11 protein-coding genes are annotated in these 12,925 nt (G+C 30.3%); 7 read left to right on the forward strand and 4 right to left on the reverse strand.

The window, feature by feature from the left end:
• Positions 1 to 374: 374 nt before the first annotated feature.
• From cas4 to cas1, 3 genes are read right to left on the reverse strand one after another with little or no spacing between them, the layout of a single operon-like run.
• Complete coding sequence (gene cas4 / locus F555_RS0107770; protein ID WP_018154658.1) at positions 375 to 968, reverse strand: CRISPR-associated protein Cas4; 594 nt, start codon at positions 966 to 968, stop codon at positions 375 to 377.
• Positions 969 to 1,262 (reverse strand): CRISPR-associated endonuclease Cas2, encoded by a 294-nt coding sequence (gene cas2 / locus F555_RS0107775; RefSeq protein WP_018154659.1) that lies wholly within the window; start codon positions 1,260 to 1,262, stop codon positions 969 to 971.
• Positions 1,259 to 2,263: a CRISPR-associated endonuclease Cas1 gene (cas1, locus tag F555_RS0107780; RefSeq protein WP_018154660.1), complete on the reverse strand. Its 1,005-nt coding sequence runs from the start codon at positions 2,261 to 2,263 to the stop codon at positions 1,259 to 1,261. Before cas1 ends, cas2 begins: the two co-directional genes overlap by 4 nt.
• A 114-nt stretch (positions 2,264 to 2,377) precedes the next feature.
• Between cas1 and F555_RS0107785 the strand changes: the two genes are divergently transcribed.
• The 7 genes from F555_RS0107785 (at position 2,378) to serS (ending at position 12,257) form a co-directional block, all read left to right on the forward strand.
• Positions 2,378 to 4,228 (forward strand): TIGR02556 family CRISPR-associated protein, encoded by a 1,851-nt coding sequence (locus F555_RS0107785; RefSeq protein ID WP_018154661.1) that lies wholly within the window; start codon positions 2,378 to 2,380, stop codon positions 4,226 to 4,228.
• The gene (cas7b, locus tag F555_RS0107790; protein ID WP_018154662.1) at positions 4,215 to 5,201 is read left to right on the forward strand and encodes a type I-B CRISPR-associated protein Cas7/Csh2; all 987 of its coding nucleotides are present in this window, start codon (positions 4,215 to 4,217) and stop codon (positions 5,199 to 5,201) included. Before F555_RS0107785 ends, cas7b begins: the two co-directional genes overlap by 14 nt.
• Positions 5,202 to 5,268: 67 nt before the next feature.
• Positions 5,269 to 5,994 carry a type I-B CRISPR-associated protein Cas5b gene (gene cas5b / locus F555_RS0107795; protein ID WP_018154663.1) on the forward strand — a complete coding sequence of 242 codons (726 nt, stop codon included), beginning with the start codon at positions 5,269 to 5,271 and terminating at the stop codon, positions 5,992 to 5,994.
• A 17-nt stretch (positions 5,995 to 6,011) separates the two neighbouring features.
• Positions 6,012 to 8,372 carry a CRISPR-associated helicase/endonuclease Cas3 gene (locus F555_RS0107800; protein WP_018154664.1) on the forward strand — a complete coding sequence of 787 codons (2,361 nt, stop codon included), beginning with the start codon at positions 6,012 to 6,014 and terminating at the stop codon, positions 8,370 to 8,372.
• An 8-nt stretch (positions 8,373 to 8,380) separates the two neighbouring features.
• The gene (locus F555_RS0107805; protein ID WP_018154665.1) at positions 8,381 to 9,043 is read left to right on the forward strand and encodes a CRISPR-associated endonuclease Cas6; all 663 of its coding nucleotides are present in this window, start codon (positions 8,381 to 8,383) and stop codon (positions 9,041 to 9,043) included.
• A gap of 509 nt (positions 9,044 to 9,552) precedes the next feature.
• On the forward strand, positions 9,553 to 10,623 hold the full coding sequence (gene aksF, locus F555_RS0107810) for a homoisocitrate dehydrogenase (protein WP_018154666.1): 1,071 nt from the start codon (positions 9,553 to 9,555) through the stop codon (positions 10,621 to 10,623).
• 89 nt (positions 10,624 to 10,712) lie between these two features.
• Positions 10,713 to 12,257, forward strand: a complete 1,545-nt coding sequence (gene serS, locus F555_RS0107815; RefSeq protein ID WP_018154667.1) for a serine--tRNA ligase — start codon at positions 10,713 to 10,715, stop codon at positions 12,255 to 12,257.
• Between the two features lie 34 nt (positions 12,258 to 12,291).
• Here the strand turns inward: serS and F555_RS0107820 are convergent, their stop codons facing one another.
• Positions 12,292 to 12,687: an Rpp14/Pop5 family protein gene (locus F555_RS0107820; protein WP_018154668.1), complete on the reverse strand. Its 396-nt coding sequence runs from the start codon at positions 12,685 to 12,687 to the stop codon at positions 12,292 to 12,294.
• Positions 12,688 to 12,925 lie beyond the last annotated feature (238 nt).

Raw genomic sequence — 12,925 nt, forward strand, 5'->3', positions numbered from 1 at the left:
CCCTATACTTTTCATCTTTTTTTATTGTTTTACTAGTTTATATGCCTTTCTATTTTGAAGTGATTTTTCTTACTGGTTGATTATCAAATAGTATTTAAAAGCAAGAAAGGTTGTGTATCATGATTATAAATACTAAACACAACAGTAGGAGAAAAGAAGCGTTATCCAACCTTATTTTATATTATTTAAACTCATTAATCCTTAAAACATATAGAATAACCTTAAAATACCAACATATATAAAAAATAAAGAATCTCCATCGAAAAAAACAGTAATACTTTTTTGCATTTTTCTCGGAACAAAATCAGATGCCCCATATATAAAAGCTAGAAAGCAAAATTAAAAAATTTAATGATCATCATCAAAAATATTAATCACTTACAACACACATTCCTATAACAGCAATCAATACATTTTCTTTTATTTACTTTAATGCCATCAGGAAATTCCTCATTTTCAATTATATCAAATATCAAATCAACAAATATAATAGCATCATCAAAATCTTTTTTCTTAAATTCTATTTCCTTAACTAAATTCCCGCTTCTAACATAAACCACATAGCCCTTTTTAACATCCACATCAAAATTATCCTTAATTAACAACCCATAAAGCACCGATTGATACTTATGAGTCTTAAACAACTTATTCTTAAACTCGGCGAACTTATAATCAAGTGGTGAATAACTACCATCCCCGAGCTCTACAATCTCATCCACTACCCCAACAATTCTATACTTTTTAGATGACAAATAAACATCAATGTATTTTGATTTTGCATTTATACTTTTTCTAATGTATCCTTTGTTTATTTTCTCCCTTAATTCATGAATGTTCCTACCAATAACAACTTTTTCCCTTTTTTCTTCATGCTGTGGAATGCCTAAAACTCTCTCAAAATAAACAAATCTCGGGCAATACATATACTCCACAACATCGGAAACTGTTATCATCTCTTCATCGCTCATTTAAAGCACCAGCGTATTTTTATTATCGGTGATTAAATCTTTATCAAATTCTTCCCCCACACATATCAAACTTCCAAAACATTTTTTGCATACTGGTATGATGTATATTTTATCGTTCTCACCACCATTCTTAAGAATATTTTCACAAAAAACCCTGAGCTCATCCACTCTATTGTTATTTAAACTTCCTGCAAAAACCGACTTTTGAATCCTATAAAGTCCATAATTTAAGCATTTATCCGATATTTTTTTCCTTATTTTATTATCACTAATGTCATAAATCACATAAATCATAAAATCTTCCCCCTTATTGATTTGGCAATCTCATAACATTCCTTTTGTATAAAATCAGGCAATAAATATTTTTTATTCTTAAAATAAAACTCCTTTCCAAATACATTATCTTTTATATATGGTGCAAATTCCCCCTTTCCATTATCAGATAATGAAATCCCGTTTTCCAAAGTATCAAAATGATTATCCTTAACTTTTTTAGAGTTTATAAAATTCACAACTCCCCTATCGATATGAGCTCTATACATTTCAATTACATCATAAACCAACGTGGTTTTATTATAATTATCGGCATGTATAAAACCAACATATGGGTCTAAACCTGCAATAATAAGGCATTTTTCAACCATTGGATAAAGCATTCCGTATCCATAATTTAGAAGGGCATTAAACCTATCTTTTGCAGGTCTTCTACTTCTTTCTTTGAATTTATAATTCTTAGGTAGGGCATGATTTATACCTTCAAAGTAGTATTTTGAAGCAATTCCTTCTATCCCAATTATTGTATCTTTTATTTCCCTATGGGGTAATTTATCATCAATATTGTTTGTGTATTGGGTGAGCTCCTCCATACAGTTATCAATGTTTTTTATTATTGTATCAAAATCCCCCTTATGGTTATGATTCTTTTTTAAGTCTTTTAAATAGCCTATTTGGTTTTCCATCTTTCTTTTAATCCAATTCGATGCAAACCTTATGCCTTCAATGGATTCACTAAATTTTAGCTGACTTCTTCGAGTTTTAGCAGTTTTTCCAATTCTACAATGCCAAATCATACCTGTTGGTTCTTCCCATTTTAAAAATATTATTGGAATGTTATTTTCAATAGCGAGAGATACCGCCCCCGTAGTGATTGTTCCATTGTTTGAAAGGATTATTCTTTCTATTTTGCTTGCAGGTATATCTGTTTTTATGATTTTACCATCTTTTTCCAGTTCCACGTGGAATCTATCTTCTTTTTTAGATAGAAAAAATCCATTAGTTTTTAAAAGTAAATCCATATTCCCACAATTTATTTTCTAATTTTAAAATAAAAAAATTATATATATGTTATTAAATATAATTATTACTATACATATATGTTAATATCTATTTATAGTATTAATTGGTGTAGTATGTTATCAAATGTAGCACAAATTGGAAACTATGTAATAAAAAATGAAGAAAAAGATTTAAACAATCCATTATCAATATTGGTTGAAAATCCAAATGTGAAAGGAAATTATAAGGATATATTGAAAATAACTTTTGATTATAATACGTTGGAGTATTTAGGAGTGTATATTGATGAATTTGATAAGGGCAAAATATTAAAATTAATGTATAAAGCAGGGGCTTCCAACGGTGCTGATTTTTCACCAACTTCAAAAATTACAGAACCTGAAAAAACGCTGAAAAAAAAGATAATCAAGGCAGTATCTGAAACAAGAAAATATAAAGATTATAAAGAATCTCATTTACTTAAAAAATTGGAAAAATCCCTAAAAGATAACGAGGATAAAATTTTAAAAGATATCATCGACAAAAAGGGAAAGGATGGCACAATACTCACCATAACATTTAGAGATGGTGAAAATGAATATTTTGTCGGAGATATTCAGGAGTTCAGAAATTATTTCATATACAAAGCTACCATGGATTATTATTATATAAAAACTGGAAACATAAATTCAAAGAGCTCCGGCGTATGTTCAATATGTAATGAAGAAAATGAAGAAGTATATGGTCTGTTTAGAAAATTTGGGTTTTACACAGTGGATAAAATTGGAAATGTAAGTGGATTTAATCCAAATGAAGCATGGAAAACCTTTCCAATATGTTTAAAATGTGCATTGGCTGTTGAAGAGGGGAAAAAATATTTGGATGAAAATTTAAGGGGCAGATTTTACGGAACAGAATTTTATATGATTCCAAAGGTCTTATTTGACAAAGACATGGAGCGAATCCTAAATAGGTATAATGACTTAGTAAAAAATGTGGGAATCAACAAGGATTATTCTAGAAATGAAAAACATTTGCTGAGATTTCTAAAAAACAGGGATATTTACTGCTACACTACATTCATGTTCTTCAACGAAGGTAATGATTTCAAAGTTCTTCAAATGATTGAGGATGTTCTTCCTTCAAGGTTCAGTATATTATACAACGCCATGGAAAAAACTGAAAACATGCCAGTATTCAAAAGCTATAAAATAAATGCGGATTTAAAAAGGCTAAATAAAGATCAGCGGGAGTATCCAACTTCAATATTCAAAAATAGTGAGGATTTAGAGGGGTTGAAGTTTTTATTTGGATATATTAAGGAATTTGTTGATAACGAAGTATTTTTAAAACTTATGAACAGCGTATTTTCAAATGAAAAAATTGATTATCATTACCTAATTAACCAATTTATCTCAAAAATACGGCGAGAATTCACAAATAACAAATCTATCAGTTTATCCGCATACAAATCATTTATGGTTATTTACTTCCTAATTAACACAAATCTACTCAATACTAACCTAAAACCGAGGGGTGAAATCATCACAGAAAAATCCACATATGATTACAGTGAAATAGATAAGTTTTTTGAAGATTATGGGGAGTTTTTCAACAGTGAGGATAAAAAAACAGTGTTTTTAACTGGTGTGTTGGTTAATAAACTTTTAAACCTTCAATATCAAAAACGACAGTCAAAACCGTTTTTAGCGAAACTTCATGGTTTAAAATTGGATAAATCCAAAGTTGAAAATATATTCAAAGAGGCAACTCAAAAATTAATGGAATATGGGCAGGAGGATAATATAAATTATTATTCCCGCCTAAAAGAAGAAACTGCACGCAGATTTATAGAATCTGGTGGCAATTGGAATTTATCAAACAATGAAATATCTTATATATTTTCATTGGGCATTTCCATGAGCTCCGTTTTTGACAACCTACACAAAAACAATAATGAGGGGGAGGAAAATGAGCAATACTGAATCAAATGGCATAAACAGAAGTGAATTAATATTTTTATACGATGTCCAATATGCAAATCCAAATGGGGACCCATTGGATGATAACAAGCCAAGAATTGACCCATCAACTGGAATAAATTTAGTAAGTGATGTTAGATTAAAAAGAACTATCAGGGACTATTTAAATGAATTTAAAGGGGAGGAAATATTTGTAAGGGAAATTGAAGACGATGAAGGTAATATTCAAGATGCAAAGTTGAGGGCTGAGGACTTCCTGTATGATGAAAATAACAATAAAATTGATAAATCAAATCTAAAACTAAATGAAATGAAAGAAATAATGAAGAATAACATTTTAAACAGCTGTATCGATGTTAGACTTTTTGGGGGTACAATACCTATTGAATTAAAGAAAAACAAGGGAGGTTCTATTACACTTACAGGACCTGTTCAGTTTAGATTTGGGAAGTCTCTCCACAAAGTAGAGCCAATGTTTATAAAGGGGACTGGAGCATTTGCATCTGGAAAGGATAAAGGACAAAAAACTTTTAGGGAAGAATATGTCGTTCCATACTCTTTAATATCATTTTATGGAATAATAAATGAAAATGCCGCAAAACATACCAATCTATCAAAAGAAGACATAGATAAACTTATTGATGCAGTATGGAATGGGACAAAAAACCTAATTAGCAGAAGTAAAATGGGACAAACTCCAAGGTTATTAATTAAAGTGAATTACAAGGAAAACAACTACCATATTGGAGATTTGGACAAATGCTTAGCTATTAAATCCGATGTCAAAGACGAGGAAATTAGGAGCTCCGATGACTATGAAATTGACATGACAAAATTAATTGATATTCTACTGAAAAATAAAGATAAAATTGAAAATGTTGAATACGTATGGGATGATAGATTAAAACTAACTTACAACGGTGAGGAGTTTAAATTCAATGTCGATGGAATTGAGTTTAAAGAAATTGTTATTTAAACTTCAATTTTAAATTTTTTAAATATTTTAGACGTATTCATTAAAACAAGGATGTAAAAGTGAGAATATGAAACTAATAGTTTTTGATATATGGGGGGACTATGGACATTTTAAAAAAATTTATACAACTACGAGCCCACTATCTTATGATTTTCCCCCAAAAACTTCAATATATGGCATATTGGGGGCATTTTTGGGATTGGATAAAGAGGACTATTTAAAGCATATAAATAAAAATACTGTAAAGATAGCCCTAAGAATAAAAAATCCCATACAAAAAACCAATATCGCCCTAAATCTAATTGATACAAAAAAAGGCAGGGTAAAAGGACCGGGTTTTAATCTAATAAATGGCAGAACACAAATACGATTTGAAATGCTTAAAAATCCAAAATATAGGTTGTATGTTCATTTAACGGATGAGGGACTATATTCAAAATTAAAGAAATTGTTGGAACAGCATAAAACAGTATATATTATATCGTTGGGACTATCGGAGCTCATAGCAAATTTTGAATATATAGGGGAGTTTGAGGTTGAGAAAAAAGTTTCCTATAATGAATACACGCTCATTAACTCATTAATTAGGCGAGATAATATAATAAATGATGATATTAATTTGGAAATAGATAGGGAGTATTTATTTTCAAAGATACCAAATGAGATGGATGAAAATAGAATAACCACGGAGTATATAGATATATTTTACGAACGAAATGGAGAACCAATAAGTTGCAAGGTTAAAGAGTATTACCCTATTCCAGAACTAAAAGAGAATATTACCTTTATTTAGATATTGGGGGACTCTATATGGAGCTTATATCTCATCCTAATCCTGACTATCCACTAAAAAAACATCTTATAAACACAAAAAATAGGGCATTATCTAAATACAATCCGCCAAAATTAAAATACTTTAATAATGTCATTATCAAGGATATTTTAAAAATAATATGCTTATCCCATGATTTTGGAAAGACTACAACCTATTTTCAAAAATATATAAGAAATGAGAAAATAGAGAAAAAGATATTAAAAAGACATTCGGAAATATCGTTTATTTTAGCAAACTACATTATAAAGAGTTATTTAGTGGCAAAAGAGGTAAATAACAAATACTACCAAATATTTTCATTATGTGTAAAAAATCATCATACCAGTTTATCGGAGCTCATACACGATGCTTCCATATATGATGAAAATATTTTAAAAAAACAGTTTGAATCATTAGATTTCAATTTTATAAACGGCATTTTAGGGGAAAATAATATCCCAAAATTGAATTGTAATTTTGAGGAACTTATTTCAGAAGTTGAAGAATTGGAGTATCTCTGTGATGAACTAAAATATGAAACCAACGATGAAATGAAAACCGAAATGTATTATTTGTATCAATATTTATTTTCTCTGTTAATATCATCTGATAAAGAGGATGCCATATTTAGACAAACTTCTAACAACTATCCAGCAAATTCAGACACTCCGTTAAGGATTTCGAAAACCGACGGTTTTAGTAAAATCCCAACTGATATTATTGATTATATTGAAAATAAACCTAAAATCAAACCAATAGACCACCTAAGAACAGAAATATTTTATAAAATTTCAAATAAAGTGCATAATTTAGATTTAAATCAAAAAATATACACATTAAATGCTCCAACAGGAATTGGAAAGACTCTTACTATTTTTAATTTTGCCCTAAAATTGTCAAATCGGATAAAAACTGAAAAAAACATCGATATGAAAATAATATACTGCCTTCCCTTTTTAAGCATTATTGACCAAAACTACAAAGTTTTAAATGAAGTTTTAAAAAATCCTCCTTCGAATATTCTTTTAAAACATCACCATCTGTCAGATGTGGTATATAGACATGAGGAAAATGGGGAAGAAAATATATTGGATGGAGATAAATCACTTCACTTAATAGAAACATGGAGCTCCAAAATAATTACAACAACATTTATGCAGTTGTTTTACAGTATATTTTCAAATAAAAACAGCGATTTAAAAAAGTTCAGCAGCTTATCTAACAGCATAATCATATTGGATGAAATACAGTCCATTCCTCACAAATACTGGCATTTAGTCAATAAAATATTTAAATTTTTGGCAGGGGAGTATAATATATATTTCATACTTACAACAGCCACGCTACCTATGATTTTTGATAAAAATGAATATGTGGAACTTCTTGACGACAAAGAACATTATTTCTTAAACTTAAACAGAATAAAAATGAAAATACATAATGAACCTATGGATTTAACTGAATTTGTAGATGTATTAGACGAAGACATAAACAACAATCCAGATAAAGATTTTTTAATAGTATTGAATACTATAAAATCATCAAAAGAAGTTTATGACTTATTAAAGGAATATAGCTATGAAAATACTGAATATTATTATTTATCCGCCAATATATATCCAAAGGAGCGTTTAAACCGTATTGAGAAGATTAATAAAAATAATAAAAACAATAACCGAAAAATCATAGTATCCACCCAATTAATCGAAGCAGGAGTGGATATAAGCGTTGATATCGTATATCGAGATATTGCACCATTGGATTCAATAAATCAAACTGCGGGGAGATGCAACAGACATGGGGAAGGAACAGAAAAGGGGAGTATAAACATAGTCAAACTAATCAATGATAATGGTCATCCATTCAGTAGGTATATTTATAACGGAGCTCTCATTTCAAAGACTGAGGAATTATTAAAAAACTATGATGAAATTGAAGAAAGGGAGTTTTTAAACCTTAGCAATTGTTATTTTAACAAATTGAAGGGATATGATGATTCATCGAGAGAGTTATTGGAAACTATTAAAAAGTTTGAGTACGATAAAGTTCCTAAAAACTTTAAGCTAATCGATGAAATACTTCAAATAAATCTGTTTGTAAATGTTGAAGATAAATCAAAAGAAGTATATGATGAATATGAGCGGATAAAAAGCATAAACGACCCATTTAAAAGAAAGGGGGAATTTTTAAAAATAAAAAAGGACTTTTATCAATACATAATATCCGTTCCCAAACATGCCATCAAAGGAAAGGATACTTTAATAGATGAAAATAAGAATATAAATGTGATTGATGAAACATATTATGACGTAGAAACCGGATTTAAGGTTGTTGAAGATAATATGTTAATACTATGAGGGAAAATATGGAATTAAAAACAATGTATTGTAAATTAAAGACAGATAGACCATTAAAAAAGTCTCAAACTTCTTATTTGAGGGGATATATATTAAATAAGTTCAATAAATGTGGTTATAAAGAACTGCACAACCACAGCGGGGGTGGATTTATATACTCTTATCCTAAAATTCAGTACAAAATAATGGGTGGTAATGCCTATCTAATAGGAATATCTGAGGGAGTAAATATTTTAGGAAGTATAGTGCTTGATATTAACAAATTAGAATTGAATCATGAAACTTATAATGTTGTTGATGGATATGTATCAGTAAAATCTGAGGAGCTAGGGGTATGTGACGATTTAAAAAAATATAAGTTTGTATCCCCTTGGGTTGCTTTAAATGAGAAAAATTATTTGGATTACAAAAAATTAAATGAGAATGAACGGAAAGAAAAACTTGAAAGAATATTGGTGGGAAATTTATTATCAATGAGTAAATACTTAAACTACACAGTTAATAAAAGAATAGAAGCAAATATTTTAAGATATAGTGAAATTCCAGTCAAATACAAAGGAAACAAATTTATTGGATTTTTTGGTGAATTTGAAGTTAATTTTAATATCCCAAATCTGTTTGGAATCGGGGGAAAGGTATCAAAAGGTTTTGGCTCAGTGGTGCCATTATAATAATTGGACTATTTTTATTATATTTTCTTAGAATTCCATAATAACATTTATTTTATTTTTACATATATTTTTATATTTCATATAATATAATCCCTAAAGTTTATCATTTTAACCATTAACGTTTATTTTATGATAATAGGACAAAATCAATTTTGTAGTTTTTCAAATTGGTGAGAAAATTTAAAACCGAAGGTTTTAAATCACCTTCGTTACACTCGTGATTGAATAAAATTCCGAAGGAATTTTATATCTTCGTTCGCTTCTCGACGAAACCGAAGGTTTCGTGAGTCAGCAAATCTTCGATTTGCTTCGACAGTAAATCCGAAGGATTTGCTTCGACGCTCATTCCGATTGAACAAATCCTTTCAGGATTTCATAGAGCTCATATCTTATTCAGGTGATTGAGTAAAAATCCGAAGGATTTTTACAACTCACCTTCACATGTTCAGGTGATTGAATGAAAACCTAGCGGTTTTCATAGCTCACCTTCACTACGTTCAGGTGATTTTATGAGAAAGATTCCTAAAATTTGCGTAATTGAAGGAGATGGCGTCGGTAAGGAAGTGGTGCCTGAAACAGTTAGAATTTTAAAAGAAATTGGCGATTTCGAATTTATAAATGCAGAGGCCGGACTGGAATGCCTTAAAAAGTATGGAGATGCCATACCTGAAGAAACCATTCAAACTGCAAAAGAATGTGATGCAGTACTTTTTGGAGCTATAACGACACCAAAACCAACCGAATTAAAGGATAAAACATACAGGAGTCCAATCCTAACACTTAGAAAAGAGCTGGATTTATATGCAAATGTAAGGCCGATATATAATTTTTACGAAAATCAAAGATTTTCGAATCCAGTAGGTGGAGCGAAACATTTTTGTTCAGATAATAATATCGATTTTGTTATTGTAAGGGAAAACACCGAAGGTCTTTATTCAAAAAGAGAATATTACAACGAAGAAGGAGAATTTGCAGTTGCTGAGAGGATTATTTCTAAAAAGGGAAGCGAAAGAATTATAAAATTCGCATTTGATTATGCAGTAAAAAACAACAGAAAAAAAGTTTCCTGCATTCATAAATCAAATGTTCTACGAATAACGGATGGATTATTTTTAGAAATATTTAATAACATCGGGTTAGAATACAATAAAAAGTTTAATATGGAATTCAACGATTATTTGGTAGATGCAACAGCAATGTACATAATAAAAAATCCACAGATGTTTGATGTAATGGTTACTACCAACTTATTTGGGGATATTCTATCTGATGAAGCTTCCGCACTAATTGGTGGACTTGGAATGGCTCCATCGGCAAATATTGGTGATAAGAGTGGATTATTTGAACCGGTTCATGGTTCAGCTCCAGACATTGCAGGAAAGGGAATTGCAAATCCAATTGGAACAATTTTAAGTGCTGCAATGATGTTAGACTATTTGGATATGAAGAAAAAAGGAGATTTATTGAGAGCTGCTGTAAAATCACTCCTGGAAAAAGGATTTGTAACTCCAGACTTGGGCGGAAGTTTAAAAACTTCTGAAGTAACCGATAAAATAATTGAGCATATACATAAAATTTAAAAATAATCATAGAGAATCGAATTATGGTACAATATTCCCCTACTAGTTATTATAGATTATATTAATAGATTATGATATATGGTGATTCCATGAGATTTGAATTGGATGGTAGACTTATATTTAGCAAAGAACTTGAAGAAGAAGCAAAGAAAGACATCGAAGAAGTATTGAACAATAAGGAGATATTTTTAAAAGGAGTTCCTAAAGGAAAAGAAGAGGAAGCTTCAAAAGTAGTGGATTATAACTTTGAAGGGAAAGAACTGAAGTTAAAAATAGTTTCAGGAACTTATACCAGAGCTCATGAAGGATTGATAAGATTAAAAAAACCGATAATGGAAAAAATAGGTAGAAAACACAAAATAGGTATAAGGGACACTGCAATAGACCACTATGTAATTACAGTACCTGCTGAAAAGGAAAAAATGGAAGGATTGAAGAATATTAAAGTCCCTGAATGTGAAGTAGAATTTGACGAAGAAGGAATAAAGTTAGTATTTGAAAATGTTGGAGACAGTGAATTAAAAAGAAATATCATTGATAGGGCTATAAAATTCGTTAAAAATGAACTTGAAAAAGAAGAAAAAGATTTAACATTTGAAGTCTGTAAAATAGCTCCTGGAACTATTGTAAGTGAGTATAAAGCTAAAAGAGAAATTAAATTTGATAAAGACCCGACAGAAGTTGCAGAACAGCTCGGATGGGTTAAGAAATTCCCAGGAAGAGGTCAGTGGTTCTACACCGCTCCAATAACAAAGTTATTTAGAGCATTTGAAGACCTCATTATAGAAGAATGTATTGAAAAAATTGGATTTGATGAATGTTTGTTCCCAAAGTTGATTCCTTTAGATGTAATGTACAAAATGAGATATTTAGAGGGATTACCTGAAGGGATGTACTACGTATGCCCTCCAAAGAGAGAGCCTGAAATGTTCCAAGAGTTTGTAAATGAAATGATGATTAAAAAAGAAATACCAATTCCAAAGTTAAAGAACCTCTTAAGGGATCCAGGTTATGTTCTGGCCCCTGCACAGTGTGAGCCATTCTATAGCTTCTTTGACCATGAGATGGTGGATGTTGACAAACCTATGAAGTTCTTTGATAGAAGTGGTTGGACCTACAGATGGGAAGGTGGGGGAGCCAAAGGTCTTGACAGAGTAAATGAGTTTTTAAGGGCAGAATGTGTTTGGATGGGTTCTCCAGAATTTGTTGAAAAAGTAAGGGATGAAACACTAAAGTATGCTGAAAAACTTGCAGAAAAATTGGATTTAGAATACTGGACTGAAGTCGGAGACGATCCATTCTACTTGGAAGGTAGAAAAAAAGAAGATAGAGGTATTGATTTCCCAGAAGTTCCAAAATACGAAATGAGACTCTTGCTACCTCACGTTAAAGACGAAAGAAAAGGTGTAGCTGTAACATCTGCAAATGTTCATGGAACACACTTTGTTGAAGGATTTGGAATTAAAGACTTTAAAGGAAGAAAAGTATGGACTGGATGTACAGGTTATGGTCTTACAAGATGGGTTATTGGGTTTTTAGCCCAATACGGATTTGATTATGAAGACTGGCCAGAATTGGTTAAGAAAAAAATTAAAAACTTCCCGGAAGTTCCTAAATTGGTAACTTGGCCATAAGATATTATTAAGTAAAAGTGACCATAATATTGGTTTATTGGTCTCCCTTTCTTTTTCTCTTTATTCTCTGTATTACTTTATAGTATTCCTCATGAGGAACTTTTAAAAACTTTGCTCTGACTTTTTTTATAGAACCTGAAACTCCCAAGATTCTTATATTTATTGGTAAATGTCTGTATTCACTTAGGAGTATAAGGGATGCTTTAACGTAATCTACTTCATCACGGGAAACTCTTAGAATTCCTTTTGGATGGGTATAATCAATTAACCAAGGATTTGCTTTTGAACAGCCCCAAGCACCATAATAATTAATGATGGCATTTCTCACAATTCCTACAACTTCATTGCTGGATAATTCATTCTGATAAATGATTTCAAATCCGATGTATCTCTTTTTCTCCCTTAATGTTGGGGGAAGTGTTTTAAGCATGTGATGCCTCCTTTAAATTAATAATTTATGTAAAAAAACAAATGATTGGTATAATATTTAATTGTCAAAGTATAGTCGTTCTGCGATAGTTGTAGATATTATCCTAAATTTTAATTAACAGTTATTTTACCAACATTTAATTGTAGAACGACCATAATATATTCCAATAAATATAATGAAAATTATTATAAAAACTTGGTGATTGAGTAAAAATCCTCGGATTTTTACAGCTCACCTT

This window comes from Methanothermococcus thermolithotrophicus DSM 2095 (assembly GCF_000376965.1).
In the GTDB taxonomy this organism is placed as follows: Archaea; AGJL01; Methanococci; order Methanococcales; family Methanococcaceae; genus Methanothermococcus; species Methanothermococcus thermolithotrophicus.

What these genes read in the sequence shown, in the direction of transcription:
- cas5b (WP_018154663.1), top strand. Translation starts at nt 5,269, where the DNA reads ATGAAACTAATAGTTTTTGATATATGGGGGGACTATGGACATTTTAAA.
- F555_RS0107820 (WP_018154668.1), bottom strand. Translation starts at nt 12,687, where the DNA reads ATGCTTAAAACACTTCCCCCAACATTAAGGGAGAAAAAGAGATACATC.
- cas7b (WP_018154662.1), top strand. Translation starts at nt 4,215, where the DNA reads ATGAGCAATACTGAATCAAATGGCATAAACAGAAGTGAATTAATATTT.
- aksF (WP_018154666.1), top strand. Translation starts at nt 9,553, where the DNA reads ATGAGAAAGATTCCTAAAATTTGCGTAATTGAAGGAGATGGCGTCGGT.
- F555_RS0107805 (WP_018154665.1), top strand. Translation starts at nt 8,381, where the DNA reads ATGGAATTAAAAACAATGTATTGTAAATTAAAGACAGATAGACCATTA.
- F555_RS0107800 (WP_018154664.1), top strand. Translation starts at nt 6,012, where the DNA reads ATGGAGCTTATATCTCATCCTAATCCTGACTATCCACTAAAAAAACAT.
- cas2 (WP_018154659.1), bottom strand. Translation starts at nt 1,262, where the DNA reads ATGATTTATGTGATTTATGACATTAGTGATAATAAAATAAGGAAAAAA.
- cas4 (WP_018154658.1), bottom strand. Translation starts at nt 968, where the DNA reads ATGAGCGATGAAGAGATGATAACAGTTTCCGATGTTGTGGAGTATATG.
- F555_RS0107785 (WP_018154661.1), top strand. Translation starts at nt 2,378, where the DNA reads ATGTTATCAAATGTAGCACAAATTGGAAACTATGTAATAAAAAATGAA.
- serS (WP_018154667.1), top strand. Translation starts at nt 10,713, where the DNA reads ATGAGATTTGAATTGGATGGTAGACTTATATTTAGCAAAGAACTTGAA.
- cas1 (WP_018154660.1), bottom strand. Translation starts at nt 2,263, where the DNA reads ATGGATTTACTTTTAAAAACTAATGGATTTTTTCTATCTAAAAAAGAA.